General features: G+C 62.6%; 16 protein-coding genes. 7 read left to right on the top strand and 9 right to left on the bottom strand.

The annotated features are described in order from the left end of the window. Window positions 1-91: 91 nt before the first annotated feature. Window positions 92-1,093, bottom strand: a complete 1,002-nt coding sequence (locus AB4136_RS03355) for a glycosyltransferase family 2 protein (RefSeq protein WP_171020973.1) — start codon at window positions 1,091-1,093, stop codon at window positions 92-94. A 165-nt stretch (window positions 1,094-1,258) separates the two neighbouring features. On the opposite strand from AB4136_RS03355, the gene AB4136_RS03360 reads away from it, so the two are divergent. Next, entirely contained in the window at window positions 1,259-2,056 is a 798-nt protein-coding gene (locus AB4136_RS03360; RefSeq protein ID WP_024924911.1) for a glycosyltransferase family A protein, read from the top strand. On the opposite strand, the gene AB4136_RS03365 is transcribed toward AB4136_RS03360, so the two are convergent. Beyond that, complete coding sequence (locus tag AB4136_RS03365) at window positions 2,001-3,137, bottom strand: glycosyltransferase (protein ID WP_244431319.1); 1,137 nt, start codon at window positions 3,135-3,137, stop codon at window positions 2,001-2,003. The genes AB4136_RS03360 and AB4136_RS03365 overlap by 56 nt on opposite strands. Window positions 3,138-3,498: 361 nt before the next feature. On the opposite strand from AB4136_RS03365, the gene AB4136_RS03370 reads away from it, so the two are divergent. The 3 genes from AB4136_RS03370 (at window position 3,499) to AB4136_RS03380 (ending at window position 7,389) form a co-directional block, all read left to right on the top strand. Then, window positions 3,499-4,782: an O-antigen ligase family protein gene (locus AB4136_RS03370; RefSeq protein ID WP_137901080.1), complete on the top strand. Its 1,284-nt coding sequence runs from the start codon at window positions 3,499-3,501 to the stop codon at window positions 4,780-4,782. A gap of 163 nt (window positions 4,783-4,945) precedes the next feature. After that, on the top strand, window positions 4,946-6,148 hold the full coding sequence (locus tag AB4136_RS03375; RefSeq protein ID WP_024924914.1) for a GNAT family N-acetyltransferase: 1,203 nt from the start codon (window positions 4,946-4,948) through the stop codon (window positions 6,146-6,148). A 2-nt stretch (window positions 6,149-6,150) separates the two neighbouring features. Beyond that, window positions 6,151-7,389 carry a glycosyltransferase family 4 protein gene (locus tag AB4136_RS03380; protein WP_137901081.1) on the top strand — a complete coding sequence of 413 codons (1,239 nt, stop codon included), beginning with the start codon at window positions 6,151-6,153 and terminating at the stop codon, window positions 7,387-7,389. On the opposite strand, the gene AB4136_RS03385 is transcribed toward AB4136_RS03380, so the two are convergent. Then, complete coding sequence (locus AB4136_RS03385) at window positions 7,367-8,281, bottom strand: glycosyltransferase (protein ID WP_051504907.1); 915 nt, start codon at window positions 8,279-8,281, stop codon at window positions 7,367-7,369. The two genes, AB4136_RS03380 and AB4136_RS03385, sit on opposite strands and share 23 nt — an antisense overlap. A gap of 295 nt (window positions 8,282-8,576) precedes the next feature. On the opposite strand from AB4136_RS03385, the gene AB4136_RS03390 reads away from it, so the two are divergent. Genes AB4136_RS03390 through wecC form a run of 3 tightly spaced genes read left to right on the top strand, consistent with a single transcriptional unit; the run spans window position 8,577 to window position 11,963 of the window. Then, entirely contained in the window at window positions 8,577-9,815 is a 1,239-nt protein-coding gene (locus AB4136_RS03390) for a hypothetical protein (protein WP_024927540.1), read from the top strand. After that, window positions 9,793-10,629, top strand: coding sequence for a WecB/TagA/CpsF family glycosyltransferase (locus tag AB4136_RS03395; protein WP_441930274.1), 837 nt, complete (start codon window positions 9,793-9,795; stop codon window positions 10,627-10,629). Before AB4136_RS03390 ends, AB4136_RS03395 begins: the two co-directional genes overlap by 23 nt. Before the next feature lie 5 nt (window positions 10,630-10,634). Beyond that, window positions 10,635-11,963: a UDP-N-acetyl-D-mannosamine dehydrogenase gene (wecC, locus tag AB4136_RS03400; protein ID WP_275040865.1), complete on the top strand. Its 1,329-nt coding sequence runs from the start codon at window positions 10,635-10,637 to the stop codon at window positions 11,961-11,963. Here the strand turns inward: wecC and wecB are convergent. The 6 genes from wecB to AB4136_RS03430 all read right to left on the bottom strand — a co-directional run bounded on the left by wecB (window position 11,919) and on the right by AB4136_RS03430 (window position 18,550). Next, window positions 11,919-13,121 (bottom strand): non-hydrolyzing UDP-N-acetylglucosamine 2-epimerase, encoded by a 1,203-nt coding sequence (gene wecB, locus AB4136_RS03405; RefSeq protein ID WP_137901082.1) that lies wholly within the window; start codon window positions 13,119-13,121, stop codon window positions 11,919-11,921. The genes wecC and wecB overlap by 45 nt on opposite strands. Before the next feature lie 50 nt (window positions 13,122-13,171). Then, complete coding sequence (locus AB4136_RS03410; protein ID WP_051504908.1) at window positions 13,172-14,110, bottom strand: ExeA family protein; 939 nt, start codon at window positions 14,108-14,110, stop codon at window positions 13,172-13,174. A gap of 15 nt (window positions 14,111-14,125) precedes the next feature. Next, window positions 14,126-15,013: a CpsD/CapB family tyrosine-protein kinase gene (locus AB4136_RS03415; protein ID WP_024924921.1), complete on the bottom strand. Its 888-nt coding sequence runs from the start codon at window positions 15,011-15,013 to the stop codon at window positions 14,126-14,128. A 7-nt stretch (window positions 15,014-15,020) separates the two neighbouring features. Continuing rightward, entirely contained in the window at window positions 15,021-16,562 is a 1,542-nt protein-coding gene (locus AB4136_RS03420; RefSeq protein ID WP_024924922.1) for a GumC family protein, read from the bottom strand. 135 nt (window positions 16,563-16,697) lie between these two features. Continuing rightward, a complete protein-coding gene (locus tag AB4136_RS03425) occupies window positions 16,698-17,105 on the bottom strand; it encodes a hypothetical protein (protein ID WP_024924923.1) in 408 nt (135 codons plus the stop codon). A gap of 77 nt (window positions 17,106-17,182) precedes the next feature. Continuing rightward, window positions 17,183-18,550, bottom strand: coding sequence for a GMC family oxidoreductase (locus AB4136_RS03430; protein ID WP_036257083.1), 1,368 nt, complete (start codon window positions 18,548-18,550; stop codon window positions 17,183-17,185). Window positions 18,551-18,582: the final 32 nt, after the last annotated feature.

The raw sequence follows: 18,582 nt of genomic DNA on the forward strand, positions 1-18,582 counted from the left end.
ACGCCCTGTCGGAAGCCGCATGCGCGACCGCATTTGTGATGACGCGGCAGGGGCCGTGGAATGGATCTGTCGACCTGGTGCCATCGTACGATCAGAAACGACGCGAGAAGCTCGACTTCGCCGAACTCATGGCCTGCCATCCCGCCTGGCCGATCAACCGTTTGCTTGCCAGTTTGGCCCACGGCCATGACTTGCGAATTCCGGGACATACGTCTTGCGCGAAGGCCGAGATAGCATCGACCGCATCAAGATCGCCCGCGTTGAAGGCGGCACTCGCCCGCCCGATGGCCTGTCGCGCCAACCCTTCGGAAAGCGTCGATCGCACCGCCGGGTCGGCGGCCAGCGTCCCACCAGCTTCGGTCAGGAAAGCCATGATCGCCTTGTGACGTTCCTTGAGGTCGGCCAGCATGTGGCCGGCACTGTAGGCCAGCGACATGTTGGCGTCGTGCCTGCGGTAGACGCCCTGATCCTCGTTGATAAACCCTACCTGCGCATGCGATGCCAGTCTTAGCCACATCTCCATGTCGCCGCTGTGCGGCAACTCCAGCCGATACCCACCAAGGCGCTTCTGCAATTTGGTACGCACCACAGCCGTCGGCGTCGGCACGATGTTGCTGCCGCCGGAGACCTTCACGAATTCCGCGCCGGTCATGACCAGCGACTTTGCCGTTCCCGCCTTCCTGCCGAGCGGCCGAACCTGTTCTTCCGTGCCGTCCGAGTGCCTTGTGATGGCGTTGCCGAACACGAAGCCCACTTCGGGCGCATCCGCCATGAGCCGGCAGGCCCGGCTCAACGCCTGCGGAAGGATGTAGTCGTCAGCCGAAAGCAGGAGCAGACATTCAGCCGATACCCATTCGATCCCCTCATTGAAGGTGGGTATGTGCCCCCGATTGGTCTGATGCCTTCGAAAGGTCACCCGGCTATCACTGTCGGCAAGCCCCATTCCTATCTCTTCGGTGTTGTCCGGTGAGGCATCGTCAATAATAAGAACGCGAACATCCACACCTCTCTGCTCCAAAATAGTTTCAACACACCCCTGAAGAAAGTGCGCGTATCGGTAACATGGCACAATCACATCGACAGAAATAGACAATTTGTTCTCCTATCTAACGTTGTTTCTTGATTATTTCCTGCACGGTTTTGACACTTTCACCTTGATATTGTTTATCACCTCCAACTGCTGTTTTCTATTTTTGTATTTTCAGCGTCGCTTTCGCTTGCTGAGCTCGCGGAAACAACACCTCATCCGGAGTGACCGATGGAGCCTCGGCGCTATTCCGCCCTGATCCGCACCTTCAATTCCCGTGCGACCCTGCCGGCGACGATCCAGTCGCTGTCAGCGCAGAACTGGCGGCCGCTTCGCTATGTTTTCGTGGATTCGGGATCGACCGACGGGACACTCGATATCGTTCCGGCCGGCTCGGTCGTGCATCGCTATGTCGGCGAGGAATTCAGCTATTCAGGATCGCTGAACCAGGGCATAGACTATCTGGATACAGACTATGTGCTGATCGTTTCCTCGCACACGGTTCTGACCAATCCCGATGCCGTGGCTTATGCGATAACCCTGCTTGCCGAAAATGACGGCATCGGCGCCGCCTATTTCTGCGCGGAGGATGAAGGTTGCCTGTCCCACATCCTGATCGACCAGACCAACTTCACCGGTTTCAACGGCGTGTGGAACACATGCGCGGTGGTCAAGACGGCGCTGCTGAAGAAGCGGCGCTTCCGGCCGGAAGTGTTTTCCGCCGAGGACCAGGAATGGTCGGCATGGCTGTTCAAAGTCGAGCGCAAATCCGTGGCGCGCATTTCCGGTGGAGGCATGGGTTACCGGAACCCTCGCAAACATCCCATGCGCAAGCGCTTGAACGAGAACATCGCGGTGGCGCTCTATGTGAAGCCGGAGATGCTCGGCCTGCCCTATCTAGCCCGCGTGATCTACAGGGTGTTCAGGCCGGTTTCCGCGTGGCGGGAACGCGTATTCAATGCACGGCTGCTTGTCAGCCTTGTTCGATGCCAGTTCTCCCAGCCGAAGCTGAAGTCCCGCTATTTCTAGCCGGCTTGTCGTCGCTCGCGGGCTGAAGACGTTGCAATATTCCCGTATAAAGCCTGACCACTTCTTCGCGTTCCCGTTCGACGGAATATTCGCTGCGGATGAAGTGCGACGCCACAAGGCCCCGGTCGCGGCACCAGTCGGGGTCGGCGCGCTCACTAGCGATGGCCGCTTCCACCGCCTCGACGAACCCGACCACATCGCCGCTTTCCACCGTGGCGCTGAACTCCGGCCGGAAGAATTCGCTGCCGCCAAAACCATGGTTGCCGACGACATAATTGCCGCAAGCCATCGCCTCCGCCGCGGGCAAGCCGAACCCCTCGTGCTGGGTGAATGCGAGGAAGATGCGCGTCGTGCGCAGATAAGCGGCCACTTCGGCATGGGACAGGCCGTCGAGCGGCAGCAATTCCCAGTCGCGGAGGCTGCCCCGCGCGCGCAATATCTCGATCACCTGCCGGGCGCTCTCGTGGCCGCGACGCGGCATATAGGCGATGCTACGCGTGCGAGGGCGTCCGCCAGGATGAAACAACGCGCCGTCGATGGAAAGATGGATGCGTTCGACCAACCCCTCGCCGAACGCCATTTCCAGCATGCGCTGGTTGTGACGGGAAACCGTGACGGTACGGATCAGGCCGGAGCCGGGCCGATAACAGCACGCGATCCGCTCCGGCGCGTGCCGCCAAGTCAAATGGCTGTTCTGGTTGAAGATGACATAGGCGAGCGGTTTGGGCAGGTTTGAGAGCAGGTCGACATCGATTTCGGCAACGACGAGCAGATCGCCTTGTCTTATCTTGGCGTGAACGCAGTCCGTTACCTTGGTGGCGTTGTCGAACCAGCTGCAGCGGAAGCCGGGGCGCCAATGAAGGACAAAGGCGTCTATGCCCGCGGCATTGAGGATATCGACGTGACGGTAGATGACGCGGATGCCACCCGAAGGCTCGGGATGATCCGGTGTCAGGAAATAGACAGCGGGTTGGCTGCTGCGCCCCTCGCCGATCGGGATCCTCAACCTCTCCCGGCGATAGCGGTCTCCGAAGGTGGCCATGTTCCGATAGAGCGACCGCGCCATGCCCTCGACCGACATCGAAATGTCCTCGTCTCGATCTTGCCCGAAACCGGCCGGCATCCATGTGCGAAACCGACCGAACCGTCGAGCCTTCAGCCAGGTTCCAGCGGTCCATCAAAAAATACGCCGCACCGCAGGTTAGACAATATAGCCGCCCCTACATCAAAGTGAGTAATCCCACGCCGCGCGGATTGGCTCTAGGCTCTCCGGCGCCCTTGGTCGAATTCGAGGGCGGGGGCGTGTCATGCGCAAGCGAGAAACCTACCCCATCGGACCAGACGGGGCTGTCGCGAACGGCCTGGCAGACCCTGCGTTCGGCGCGAGGCCTGGCCGGCGCGGTTCCGCTTCGAGCCGCCTGGCGTCCGGCAAGCAGGACATAGTGGCATCCAGGCCCCTGTCTTGGCCGATATTCCTCTTCCTGATCTCACTGCTTGTCCCATGGATCATCAATATCGGTCCGATGCGTCTGTCGGTTTATCGCCTGGTGCTGCTGGCGTGGTTGTTCCCGTGCCTGGTAATGTGGCTGAGCGGAAAGGCAGGCCGGATACGCCTCGCCGACATCTCGTTGCTGCTCTACTGCCTGTGGTGCTTTCTCGCCATCTCGATGGTGCACGGTTTCGGCTACGCCGTGCAGCCGTCGGGCATGATCTTCATCGAGACGATGGGCACCTATCTGCTCGCCCGCTGCTTCATCCGCGACGCTGACGACTTCCATGCCATGGTGTCGCTGTTCTTCAAGCTGGTCGCCTTCCTGCTGCCCTTCGCCGTGATCGAGGCCTGGACAGGCCGCAATTGGCTGTTGAGCGCTTTTTCGTCGATCAGCCGGACTTTCCCCGACGACTACCTCCAACCGCGCTGGGGGCTTCGCCGTGTCCAGAGCCTGTTCGAACATCCGATCCTGTATGGTGTCGTCTGCGCCAGCATTCTGGCGCCAACGCATCTGGTTCTTGGCTATGGCAAGACATTGGCGCGCCGCTGGAGTGCGACGATCGTCGTAGCTGCCGCAACGCTTTTGTCGCTGTCGTCCGGCCCGCTGACCGCGCTGACTTGCCAGGCGCTGCTGCTCTTCTGGTACTGGCTGTTTGGAAGCATAACGAGCCGCTGGAAGATTCTGTGCGGCCTGCTTTTCCTCATGGCTGCTTCCATCGAGGTCTTGTCCAACCGCGCGGTTCCCGTCGTCTTCATGTCGTATTTCTCATTCGACGAAAGCTCGGCCTATATGCGCGTGCTGATCTGGCGCTACGGCACAGCCTCAATCCTCAACCACCCGCTGTTCGGCATCGGGTTCAATCCGTGGAACCGGCCAGACTGGATGACCACGAGCATCGACATGTACTGGATCGTCGACGCCGTGAGGCACGGCATACCGGCCGGCTTCTTCGTGATGTTCACCTTCTTTTCGACCTACCTGCCGGTCGCCTACAGATCCGGGCTGGACGAAAGAACGCAGGTTTATCGTACGGCCTATCTGATGGCGCTGACCGGTTTTTTCCTGGTTGGGTGGACGGTCTATTTCTGGAACGCGACCTACGTCGTTTTCATCTTCGCGCTGGGTAGCGGGGCCTGGATTCTCGACACGCCGCAGCTGAGCAAGCCTGCGCGCGCGGCAAGGCCGGGTGCCACGCGTGCGATCGGCGCGATGCTGCCAGAGCGTCCAAACTGATGGAAGGTTTCGCCCCGAGCGGCCTCGATACGTCCAATTGCCGAACGGGCTCAATCTTTTGCTCCCTCGGTGCTGGATGGTCGACGCACCGGCCCTCGGCTAGCCTCTGGGCAACGCAACGGCCGCCTCCCCTTTCAAGCCATCGCGGTCAGGGACATTGTCGATGAGCGCTGTGTCGCTATCCAGCCAGACCGGGGCCGTCGCCATGCGTGACGACATCGCAACGGTGGCAACAACCCTGGAACAGGTCGAAGCCTTGCGTCCTGCCTGGAACACCTTGCCCGTAGTCGATATCGATTCCGACATCGACTACTTCATGACCGTGGTAAAGCATGCCAAGCAGGTCGTCAGGCCCCATGTCGTGCATATCCGGCGCGATGACGGGTCCAGCCTGATCGCCGTGGCGCGGCTCGAAAACCTGCCGGTGGCGTTCCGCTTCGGCTATCGCACGCTTGGCCGCGTAACGTTGCGGGCGATTGTTGTAACATTCGACGGCATTCTGGGTGCGCGAACGCGAGAGGACGAAGCGCTCGTCATGCGGCATCTGACAGACGCCTTCAAGAGCGGGAAGGCGGACCTGCTGCTGATGCGCAATGTCGATATCGAAAGCACGCTCTATCAGGAAGCCACTGCAGCGACCGGAACGGCGCGCCGCGCCCATGGGCAGCCGGCGGCGCCACGATGGGTGGCCTGCATGGCGGGTTCGCTGGAACAATTCCTGGAAAGCCGTTCGGTGAAGACCCGCGAAACGCTGCGCCGGCACGATCGGCGGCTGACCGACAAATTTGGCGACCGTCTACGATTGCACAGATGGAGGAGCCTGGAAGACCTGCCTCGCATCTGCAGCGACATGGAAACGGTGGCCGCCAAGAGTTATCAACGCGGGCTCGGTGTCGGCTATCTGGGCGACCCGATGCAAAGGGGGCTCATCGAACTCGGCCTGGAGCGAGGATGGCACCGGACCTGGATGCTCTCCATCGACGAACAGCCCGTCGCGTTCTGGACCGGTCTGGCTTATGCAGGAACCTTCTTTGCCGGCACACCCGGCTTCGATCCGGAATATGGCAAATACTCGGTGGGTCGCCTGACCATGTTGCGCATGATCGAGGACCTTTGCGCGGACCCGGACATCAAGTGTCTGGATTTCGGCCACGGCGATGCCGAATACAAATCCGCCTATGCGCAACGCATCCGCATGGAGAGCGACGTGATGCTGGCTGCCCGCCGCCCCTGGCCGATGCTCGTGGTGCTGGCGGTGTCCGCTCTTGCGATGATCAACAAACAGGCCCGGCGCTTCGCCGAAAACACCGAACTGGGGCGACGCCTCAAGGCGGGTTGGCGGCATGGCAAGGCACAAGGCGGCTGATCATGCTCAAACTGCTCCTGGTCGCGCCGACCTGCAACGGCGAGGATGTCGGCGAAGCCTGGGTGGCGCATCAATGGGCGCGCCGTCTCGGCGAGCGCCACGACGTCACCTTGCTCACCTATCACAAGCGGGGCGCCAGACCGGCAGCAGAACAACTTTCGGGCCTGCGCGTCGTCGAGTGGGTAGAGCCGCCGCTGCTCGGCCGGGCCGAGCGGCTGAACAGCATGCTCAAACCCGCCTATGTTCCGTTCTATATCCACGCCCGGCGCTGGATCCGGCAGGAACTGGCCAACGGACAGCACTTCGACATCGCGCACCAGCCGGTGCCGGTCGCCATGCGCTACCCTTCGCCGCTGGCCGGCCTCGGCATTCCCTTCGTCATCGGACCGGTCGGTGGTGGTCTCTCGACGCCAGCGGGATTTTCCGCGGACGAAGGGCGTCAACAATGGTTTGTCGCGCTGCGCGGCCTCGACCGCTACAGGCGCATGTGGGACCCGATGCTGCGCCAGACCTATCGCAGCGCCGACTGCGTACTCGGCATCGCCAGCTATGTCGAAGCCCAGCTCGCCGAAATCCCACTGCGCCGTTTCGAAGTGATGAGCGAGACGGGGCTCGACGAAATTCCGGCGCCGATCGACCGTCGCGGCAGGTCGGAGCCGCTGCGCCTGCTTCATGTCGGGCGTCTCGTCAGGACGAAGGGTGCGCGCGACATCCTTCGCGCCATGGCGCTCACCGCCGATCTTCCGGTCAGGCTCGACATCGTCGGCGAAGGCCCTGACCGCGCCGCCTGCGAAGCATTGGCCGCCGCCAACGGGCTTACCGACCGGGTGACCTTCCATGGTTGGCGATCCAAGGCGGAAGTCGCCGATTTCTACCGGGCAGCCGACATCTTCGTGTTTCCAAGTTATCGCGAGCCCGGTGGAAACGTGGCGCTGGAGGCGATGGGCTATTCGCTGCCGCTGATCGTCGTCGACCGCGGCGGCCCCGGCAGCGCCACATCCGATGCCTGCGCCATCAAACTCCCGGTCAGCACGCCGGAGGTGCTGGCCGGGGATATCGCCGCGGCTATCCGCAAGCTCGCCACCGATCCGGCCTTGCGCCTCAAGATGGGTGCGGCCGCCCATACGCATGTCGAGAAGACCGCGCTGTGGTCGGCGAAGCTCGATCGCATGGATTCCATCTATGCCGAATTGCTGGGCGCCAAGGTCGGGCCGACGCTCAGGGCTGACGCAGCGGCGTAACCGCTGCTCGCAAAGCCGCTCGATGCCCGGGGCCGAGCGGGGCCCGCATCATTTCGCCGACAATGATGCTTAGCCGGAACAAAGCCGTCGACAGCAGACCGTGATGCCGGCGGAAATAACGGATCCTGTTGGCTGTCATCATCGCCGAAAGATAGGGGTTATTCTGATATTCCCCGCCGATGTGCACGGCGCGCGCCTCGGGAACATAGGTCACGGCAAGCCCTGACCGCCGCACGCGTTTCATGTAGTCGACCTCCTCACTGTAGAGGAAGAAGCTCTCGTCCCAGTCGCCGACCATGCGCCTAGCCCGGGCGGAAACCGCCAGAATGGCGCCTGTCGCCCATTCCGCACTTCCGCCCTTGGCATAGAGACCGGGATCGTCGACGATTTCACCCGCTCTCAGTCGTGCCGCCAGCCCCGTGCCGAGGAGAGCATCGGACCATCCGGTCCTGACCGACGGTTCGCGGCGCAATGAACGCGACACCGCGCCGGATTCGGTCAGCACCTGCGGCACCGCGACACCGACCGATAGGTCGCAGAGTTTGAGGCGCAGGGCGCGTACGGCGCCGGGTTGAAGGCGGATATCGGGATTGAGGACCAGCAAATCCGCCTGCGGCCCTACCGATGCCGCCGCTGCGTTTATGGCCGCCGCATAACCGGCATTGCGGCCCATGCGAATGACGCGCGGGCGCGTCGGATGGGTCAGCGCTATGTCGACGGAGGCGTCGGCGGAATCATTGTCGGCCACGATGATCTCGACGCTTCCGGCGCCTTCGCACCCAGCCGGCAACGAGGCCAGCAGGCCAGGCAGAACATCGGCGCTGTTGTAGGTGACGATGATGACGGCGAGCGGAGGCCACGCCCCGGCAATCATCGCATCGGCAGAATCCATCCGTTTCGCCCCGCACGAATTTGGGTGACTGTTGAAGGCAGATTCACCTGCCGGATCGGGCAGCGAAAGAGTGCCTTTCGTATGCGGCTTAGTCCTATCGGCGTAGCCAGCAACAGCGCCGTCGACGGCCAACGCGACCGCGTAATCCTTTCTGGTCAATGGAATGCGGCACGGGATTTCTCGTATCTTTTGTGGCGGGTCGCACGAAACGCCGACCGTTCGAAAACGGCGGTTTGGCGGCGGCAAAGTCACCGCACTGTCTGCGAGCCGAAGCGGGAGAGAGCATTTGACAGCGATGGCCTTTTCACGGGCGGACAGCCCTAGACCGAATGGCGCAGGCGCGACCCGCCTGCCGGTGATCGATCGGCTCGACGCACTTGAAGCCGCCTCTCCGATCACGCGGGCGCGATTGGGAGAGTTGATCGCACTGGCCAAGAACGGCCTGCCGCAAATGTACAGGAAAGGCGCCTTCGTCCATACCGTGCGCGGCAGCGAGACGCAGCCGGACGCCCCCGTTCGGCCGGAGGGCGACAGCCTTCGTTATGCGATCAACGTGGCGCTGGGACTTTCCTTCATCGATGTAGAAGAGCAGTGCGGCATTCTGAATGGCGCCACCGCCGCCGACCTCATCCAGACGACAGCCACGCGGGCGGAATTTTCCCACGATCCCGGTGCGGTCGCGCTGGCGGCATGGACCGCAGCGGAGGCTGGCGGCCTCTATGCCGCGCCGCTTTTCGCCGGCCTGACCGTACTTCTTGCATCGGGAGTGCCAGTCGCGACCGTCGACTGTTCATGGATGCTGCTGGCCGGGCTCGCCGGCCGACACCTTGGCGACACCAGCCGGTTGACGGCCATGGCCCGCGACAGGCTGATCGGCGCGCAGAGCAAATCCGGCCTGTTCCCTCACAGACTGCCCGCCTCGTCCAACGGACGCTTGCGCGCCCATGTCGGTTGTTTCGCCGACCAGGTCTATTCGACGCAAGGTCTGGCGCGATTGTCCGTCGCTCAATTCGATCCGCAGGCGCTGGTGGCCGCAGAAGCCTGCGCGGCGCGCATCTGCGCCCTGCAGGGACCCGCCGGCCAATGGTGGTGGCACTACGATGTGCGCGACGGCAGCATCGTCGAGGGCTATCCAGTCTACTCCGTTCACCAGCATGCGATGGCGCCGATGGCGCTGCTTGACCTGCGCGAAGCCGGCGGCACCGACCATCTCGACGCATTGGTGAAAGGCCTGGCCTGGCTCGACCATCATCCCGAGATGGAGGCGCCGCTCATCAGCCAGAGCCACGGCGTGATTTGGCGCAAGGCGGCACGGCGCGAGCCGATGAAGGCCGCGCGTGCGATCTCAGCCGCCACGACGGCGCTCCGGCCCGGACTGCACATTCCTGGCCTGGATACGCTCTTTCCGCCCGGCCAGATCGACTACGAATGCCGGCCCTACGAACTGGGCTGGCTGCTTTACGCCTGGCTGTGTGGCGGCACGGTGGAGCGCCTGCGCGGCATGCCGGCCCATGGAGCCGCCGCCAAATCCTGAGGAGTTATCGATGAGCGCGGATCGACAATTGCTGTTCGGAGTCTATTTCGACGCCCTGCGCATGGAAGACGTGATCGCCCGCTGCCGCACCGCCTTGGTCACCCGCAGCCGCATGCTGCTGGGCGTGTTGAACGCCGCCAAGGTCGTTCATATGCGAAACGACCCGCTGCTGCGGAATTCGCTGATCGATTGCGACCTCCTGCTGGCCGACGGACAATCGATCATATGGGCGAGCCGGCTGCTTCGGCGTCCCTTGCCGGAACGCATCGCCGGCATCGACGTGTTCGAAGGCCTGCTTACCCTGGCGCATCGCGAAGGGCGCTCGATCTATCTGGTCGGCGCGCGCGCCGAGGTGTTAGCAAAATTGCAGGATCGTCTATCGGAACGATTTCCGGGGCTGCGCATCGTCGGCAGCCATCACGGCTATTTCCAAGCTTCCGAAAGTGCAGCGATCGCCGATGATATCCGCGCCTCCGGCGCAGACATGCTGTTCCTGGGCATTACCTCGCCGAAAAAGGAAATCTTCCTCAGCGCGTATGGGGGATCGCTCGGAGTACCGATCCTGCACGGTGTGGGTGGTTCCTTCGACATCATGGCGGGCTTGACCAAACGCGCTCCGCTCCGCTGGCAGCGTTGGGGGATGGAATGGGCGTATCGGCTGCTGCAGGAGCCACGCCGCCTTTTGGGGCGTTATCTGGTCACCAACAGCGTCTTCATCCTTTTGACGGCGCGGGAGGTCATCGCGCCGGCCCGTGCCTTTCAGTCGACGAAAATCGCCACTCATCCCACTCCAATCGGGAGTCTCCGGCATTGAACATCGTGGTCACGCAAGATGGCGGCACCGCCATCAACACCCCCGCCACTCACCGCAACGAGAGCTTGAGTGGCCCCATGAATGCACCGTTCAGCGGCAAGCTGGCCATTCTCGGCATGGGCTACATAGGATTGCCGACAGCCGTGGCACTGGCGACGCGCGGCATCGAGGTGATCGGCGTCGATGTCAATCGCGACATCGTGGCGGCCGTATCGCGCGGCGAGGTGCCGTTCGTCGAACCTGATCTGGCAATCAGCGTCAGCGGCGCGGTGGCGATGGGCAGGCTGACCGCGACGACCGAAACCCCGGAAGCCGATGCCTACATCATTGCAGTTCCAACACCTTTCAACGGCGATCATACGGCCGATCTTTCCTTCGTACAGGCAGCTGTCGAACAGGTCGCGCCGAAGCTGCGACCCGGCAACATCGTCGTTTTGGAATCCACGTCGCCCCCCGGCACCACCCAAAAGCTGGCGGAGTGGATTTCCGCGCAGCGGCCGGACCTGAGGATGCCGGACGACAGCGAGCCGAACGCCGACATATTCATTGCCCATTGCCCGGAGCGCGTGCTGCCCGGCCGGATCATGATCGAGATTATCACCAATGACCGCGTCGTCGGCGGTCTGACACCGCGCTGCGCCGAGCGCGCGGCCTCAATCTACCGTGTCTTCGCCCAGGGCGAGATATTGCTCACCGACGCTGCCAGCGCCGAAATGGCCAAGCTGGTCGAAAACGCCTATCGCGACGTCAACATCGCGTTTGCCAACGAACTTTCGCTCATCGCCGAGTCGCTGCATATCGACATCTGGGAGGTTATCAGGCTGGCGAACCGGCATCCACGTGTCAAAATCCTAAGCCCGGGCCCCGGTGTCGGAGGTCACTGCATTCCGGTCGACCCCTGGTTCATCGTATCGGCCGCACCGCTGCTGTCGACATTGATCCGCACCGCCCGCGAGGTCAACGATCGCCGGCCGCATCACGTCGCGGAGCAGGTCGTGGCCAAGGCACAACGCTTCCGTTCGCCAACGATCGCCTGCCTCGGGCTGACCTTCAAGGCGAATGTCGACGACATCCGGGAAAGCCCGGCCATCGAGGTTGTGGGGCTGATCGCTGCCGCCCTGCCGGAGGTCGATATCCTGGTTTGCGATCCTTATGTCGACCACGTTCCAGCAGCGTTGTCGGGCTACGCCAATGTGAGGCTGGAAAATGCCCATGCGGCGGTAGAGCGCGCCGACATCGTTGTTCTGCTCGTCGAGCACGAGCCGTTCAAGGCGATGCGCCACACCCGCCTAGGCGGCAAAGTCGCCTATGATACGCGTGGCGTCTGGCGCTGAGTTGCGGTCGCGCACCGAACGCCAGCAATCGAACTCGGCGGCCAGTTCTCCCAGACCGAAGAAGTGCTCGATGGCGCGTACCGCGCGCCATGCAGCACGGCCGTCGCCGTAGGGGTTAACCGCCCGCGCCATCGCGTCATAGGCGACGGCATCGACAAGCAGTCGGGTCGTGTCCCTGACGATCCGCTCGTCGTCGGTTCCCACAAGCCTGACGGTGCCGGCGGTCACCGCCTCGGGACGTTCTGTGGTGTCGCGAAGCACAAGCACCGGCTTTCCGAAAGTGGGCGCCTCCTCCTGCACGCCTCCGCTGTCGGTCAGCACCAGCGCGCAGTCATGCATCGAGCGCACGAAATCGCTGTAATCGAGCGGCGCGGTGATCAGCACATTGTCGTGCCCCGCCAAAGGCGGCAACAACACGTCGCGCACGGCCGGGTTTAGATGTGCGGGCAGAAGAAAGACCGTGTCCGGGAAGGCCTTGGCCAGACGCGCTATCGCGCAAACCGCCCGGGCCATCGGCTCGCCCCAGGATTCGCGTCGGTGCATGGTCACCAGCACGCTGCGCCGCCCGCAAATCCTCAAGATATCCGGATTTCTGACGGGAATGTTTCGTCCGACGACATCCAGCAAGGCATCAATCACCGAATTGCCGGTGACGGTGATGGCATCCTCGTCGACGCCGTCATGCAATAGGTTTGCCTTGGAGCTTGGGGTGGGTGCCAGATGGATCGCTGCGAGCCTTGTCGTCAGCCGACGGTTCGCCTCTTCGGGGAATGGATTGTAGAGATTGCCGGTTCGCAGTCCCGCCTCCAGATGCACCACCGGAACCTGCCGGTAGAACGCCGCGAGTGCAGCCGCGAAACAGGTCGTCGTATCGCCCTGCACCAGGACCGCGTCGGGTTCTTCCTGAGCGATGATATCGGAAACGCCACCGAGGACGCGGCTGGTGACGTCCTCCAGGCGCTGTCGTTGGGTGATGATGTTGAGATCGTAAGCCGGCTCCACTCCGAACAGGGCATTCACTTGATCCAGCATCGCCCGGTGCTGTCCCGTCACCGCCACCACGGCCTGAAGATGGTCGGAGCGGTCGATCTCGGCAACGAGCGGCGCCATCTTGATGGCTTCGGGACGGGTGCCGTAGACGATGAGTATCTTGCGCATGCCGAACTCCTTTTTGAGGCCACCGCCAGCCAGCGCTTACGACTCCGGCCTTACAGGCCAGCGGGCATGGCCGAGGCGGTTGGGAACGGGGTCTTGCGGTCGACGAGGACCTGCCGGATCAGATCCGCATCGACCGTCGCGCGGTCGTCCGCAAAGGCGTAGACAAGCGCGTAGTCGCAGATCTGGTTGATGACGCGGGGCAGCCCGCGACTGACCGAATAGACGAGGTCGCAAGCCGCCGGCGAAAATATCTGGCGGTCGGCGCCTGCCACCCTCAGCCGGTGGGCGACATATTGCTCCACCGCTTCGGCGGGCATCCCTGTGAGATGGAAGCGCGCCGAAACCCGTTGCGCGAACTGCAGCATCGACGGGCGGTCGATGGTACGATTGAGCTCGGGTTGACCGGTCAGCACGATCTGCAGCAGCTCGTCGCTTTCGTCGTTCAGATTGGACAGGCAGCGCAGCTCCTCCAGCATCTTCACCGAGAGGTTCTGTGCCTCGTCGATGATCAGAACGGTGTGGCGCCCCCTGGCCTTCTCGCCGCGCAGCAGCATCTCGAAATGCGAAAACCGCTGGACATGGGGAATCCGCCCCTCGAGAGGCTCCTGTAACGACAAAAGCGCCCAGTGAAGCAGGCTTCCCCGCCCTGCGATCGCATTGGAGACCAGACCGATGCGCAGGTTGGTGCCGGCCGTATTCAGCAGATGGCGCACGAGGGTGGTCTTTCCCGCGCCGATCTCGCCGGTGATCATGATGATCGGCGCGAAGGTCGCCAGCCCATATTCCAGCATGGCATAGGCGCGGGCGTGAACCGCCGACCAGAAGACAAAATTCGGGTCGGGCAACAGGCTGAACGGCCTTCCGTTCAGGCCGAAATGCCTGGAATAGATCGGAAACCGGCCATTGTCCGGCGGTTCACCGCCATCGTCGCAAAATGGGCCGCCCCTGGTTACGGACGATTGTGGTGCGAAGGCTTGCGGATCGTGCAACGGCGTAGCTCCGCGTCAATAACCGTATTTTTCGGGTGCATAACGGCATTTGTTGAGGACGACGCCGAGCAGATTGGTCTTCTGCGACAGCTCGCGCTCGCACAGGTCGACCTCAGCCCGCGTCGTCTGCTCCGCGGCAACGACCAGGATGGCGCAATCCACATTCGGTAGGAATGCCGCGACGTCGTCATTGGCGAGCATCGGCGGCAGGTCGAAGATGACGACATCGGGCGCCAACTTCGGCTTCAGGCTTCTCACGGCCCGTGTGGCTCCGGGGCTTTGCAGCAATTCGGCCGCCAGGGTGACGGGCCGCCCGTTGGGCGCTATGGCGATGTTTTCGCCATAGCGCCGAAACGCTTGTTCGGCGCCAATGCGCTCGGCAAGAAAATCCTCGAGCGGGGGAGCGTCGCGGACCCCGAGCAACGCGCCGATCTGCGGGCGATGCAGGTCGAGGTCGACGAGAAGGGTGCGGCAATCCTTCTGGTTGGCGAGGCTGAACGCCAGATTCAGGCTGACCAGCGTCTTGCCGCATTGCGGTGTGGGCGAGGTGATGAGGACGGTGTCCCATTTGTTCTGGCGCAGAAGCTGGAGAACCTTCGTGCGCAGCATGTCGAACGCAACATAGGCCGGGTCCGACCGCGTGGTGGTGACGATGCGGTTGCGGTTTAGCTGACGGGCATCCGGCTCACAAATCGGCAGAGTGGACCAGAGCGATGTCGGGAACCGGTCGCGTGGGGGCAGTGGCGCTACCTTCTCGGCGACGGGCACGGAACCGAATTCTTCGCTGGCGGGTGCCGGGCCGAATTCTTCGCGAGCCTTGCGCAAGGCCGTCTGAATCCGCCCAACGCCACCGTCGGACTGCGCATGTTCGGGAAAAGCCGGGATGATGGTTTCCTGTTTCATGGTCACGTCACACCGCCCGCCGCGTGAATGGGTTGCCCAAGCCGGTTCGGCGCAGCCATGAAGAGGCCGACGTCTGGATCAATCCGGCCAGGCGCATCATCTGTGTGAAGCCCGGAAGCTGGTTCCAGATCTCGCTCGGCCCTTCATTGTCGCGGGGGATGTAGGCGATCGTCGCCAGCGGCTGGGTTTGCAGCAACTCGGCCAGCTCGTTCGGCCGGCGGATGGTCTTGTTCAGCAATTCGAGCAGGACGACTAGACCGAGACCGGCGCCGATGCCCGCAGCCAGCCCGACGCCCGCGATGCGGCGACGGTTCGGTTGGAAGGCTTTCTCCGGCACGACGGCCGGCTCGATCATCGACAGGCGTCCGCCCTTGGAACGGATTTCGATCTGCTCGCCGGTCGAGGCCTGCGCCAGCATCGCGGTGGCGGTATTATACTGTTCCTGGATATTGGCGCGGTTGCGGTTGAGCGAGTTCAGCGTCGTCTCGTTGGCCGGCGTCGCCGCGATGGACTTCGCCAGATCCGCGAGGTTTTTGGTGATCGAAGCCTTTTCCTGGGTGATGAAACGCAGCCGCTCGTCGATGTCCGACAGCTGGACATCCAGTTCGGTCGGCCCGGCCTTGCCGCCAGCGGCATTGGCAGCCTGAGCGTCTTTCAGGCTCTTTTGCACCGCTGCGATGCGGGCGCGCAGCGCAACGACGTTGGGACTGTTTTCCGCGAAGACGGTGAGCTGATCGGCCAGAGCCCTGTTCATGTCCTGCAGCATCTGTTCTTCGGGGCTGAGGGGACCCGCGCTGGCAACACGGCCGGTGTTGGCGAACAGCGAGACGAGATTGTCGCGCCGGCTGTGCAGCGCCGCCTCGTCACGCTCCAGCTGCGCGAGCCTTTCCTGCTGCGCACCCTGCTGGCTGCGCCTGAAATCGAGGCTGTCGGGCAATGCATCCTTGTTGGCGTTCTTGAACTTGAGGATGTCAGCCTCGATGCGGGTCAACTCGACGCCCAGCCTTTTGTTTTCCTGATCGAAGAACTGCATGGTGTCGCTGGCCCGTCCGGTGCGCATGCTGAGGTTCTTGCTCAGCATCGTCTCGACCAGATCGTTGGCGACCTTTGCCGCGAGATCGGGATCCTTCGCGTCGAAGGAAATGCTGAAGACTGTCGTGTTCTGAGGATCCCTGGTCGTGCTCAGCTCGACCGGCTCAAAATGGATGCGGTCGCGCATGTCGTCGGCCATTTCGAGCCCTGTGAGCCCTTCACCCTTGTTGGGGTAAACGTTCTGACGCTGGGCGAGCGCAACGAGATTATCCTGCGTGACGATTTCCTGCTCGATGAGCGCGAACTGGTCGGCAGCGCTGATCGGTACTGTCGTGCGCGCCATCTCGGCGGGAATTTGCGGGGCCTCGACGAGTATCTTGGCACTGGCGCGATAGAGCGGCGGCAACAGCAATGCCAAGACGATGCCGCCGATCGTAAAGGCGGCAACAATCCCCACCAGGTAAGGCAACCGCCTGAGGAGAATGGAGAGATAAAAACGGATGTCCAGGTCGTCCATCGCGAGGTCGCTCGGCCCGATGTGTATCCGGCCATATTCGAGGACCGGCAGGCCCGGCGATAGACAGCCTATAGGTGCTGTCCCGCCGGTGTGTGGCGTTGCTGGCGTTCATCCTTTTTGCGGGGCGCATCCCCCCTACGCATTACGGTCGCCTTCGACGGGACCTCTGGTCTCGCCATCTCGGCCTGAGCGCGAGGAGATTTCGATGTTGTGGGTGCGCGCGAACTGTATGGTTTCCACGCGAAGACCTTCGATGAAGGCTATTTCATCCTGCAGGAACAATATCCGCTGCATGGCTTGCGTCATCGCATTGGTCAGGTCGTCGACCTTGCCGGAAATGGCCTTGCCACCTTCATTTTCAAGCGCCTGCATCGAAAAGGCAGCGCGCTCCGCCGCCTGTCGATATCGTACCTGCAGACCCTTGCGCTCGCGGTCGATCTTCGTGCCAACGACTTTCAGTGTGTCCACCAGCTGGCGCAAAAGCGCGGCGTCGTTTTCGCGATCGCGTACGTGGTTTCGAACCCCGAAACTGAACAACGCCATTGGTCCCTTCTCCTCCTTAGACTGTGGCCGCGGCCCGGTCCGCTACTACGGACTCGACTGCCCCACATCGCGCCCGATCAGATCGGAACGGTTCGCATCGACGGCCTCTTTGCGACGACGCCGGCGACTTGCGAGCTGAGCCTGCGCAGATAGGAATCGCCCAGCCACAGAGCCAGTTTCATGATCGTGAAGGTCGGGTTGGCGCTGCCCGCCGTCGGAAACACCGACGCGCTGAGCGCGGCCACATTGGGCACTTCGTGACACCACAAATCAGGGTCGACAACAGAATCCTCAACCACCGTACCCATTCTGGTCGAGCCGGACGGATGCGCGCACGCTTCGGCCCGGTCGATGATTTGCGCCGCTCCCTCTCCTCGCGCCACCAACCAGGTCAACGGGCATATCCGGTCGAAACCGGCCTGGGTCCAGTACGCGCCGATGCGCGCGACACAGGATTGGAAAGTTTGCTCTTCCGTTTCCGTTGGTCCCCATTCGAACAGCGCCTTGGGCATGCCGAAGCGGTCGCGCTTCTCGGCAAGGCTGATGCGGTTGGCCCGGTGCGGCAATTGCTCGACACAGACCAGCAGCCGCAAGTCAACGGAAGCGGGAATGTAGAGCTGGTTGCGCATGATGCGCCACCAGGCGGCACGCGATACAAGGCCGAGGTTCCTGGACACGCGCCATATGTCGCCGGGATCGACGCGCCCCCGCTGCAATCCCTGCGCCAGACGCTTGATGTCGGCCAGTGGGCTTTCGGCGATGTCCATGGCGACATAGGCAAAGGCACTGGCGACCGCATCGTCATGCTGTGCTGATTTCGACAGTTCCAGATGCAGGTCTCGGCGCACGGAATTGACGAAGCGGTAGCCGAAAAGCCGGTTGGTGGCCGACGGATCACCGCGGCCGATCGTGGCGACTTCCGCCTTGAGATGATCCTGGAAATAGCGGCCGAGCACCCGGCAACGGCGGAAGGCATGTCCTTCCGAAATCCGATCCAGCAGCAAAAGCAGCCGCGTCGTTTCGATGGTGCCGGCGGCGATGACGAAATCGTTCGCGCGAACCGTAAGTGTCTTACCACCCAGGCTTCGAGCAGTGATGGCACTCAAGCACCCCGCCGCCCTATCCAGCTCGAAATCGCAGACGGTCGCGCCCAGCCAGATTTCCACTCCCGGCAGGTTTCTCAGGTCGTCGGCTAGCACCGTTGCGATGTTACATTGCTTGAAGGTCGGACACTTCGCCCAGCGCGGCGTCAAGGTCGTGTCGAAAGCGGGAAACATGGCTACGTCCGGCCGGTCGCCCGAAATATGCTCGTAGGAATCATGTCCCGTACCAAACAGGCTCTCGATCTCATGATGATATGCCTCGAGCTCGCCGAGCTGCAACGGCCATCGGGATTGCGAAATATAGGGGCGTGCACTGCTTTCGTGCGCGCTGATCGGGATCATCCGCCCGCCCCAACGGGTTGAGGAGCCGCCAA

Source organism: Mesorhizobium sp. 2RAF21, from assembly GCF_052115345.1.
Classification (GTDB): Bacteria; Pseudomonadota; Alphaproteobacteria; order Rhizobiales; family Rhizobiaceae; genus Mesorhizobium; species Mesorhizobium terrae.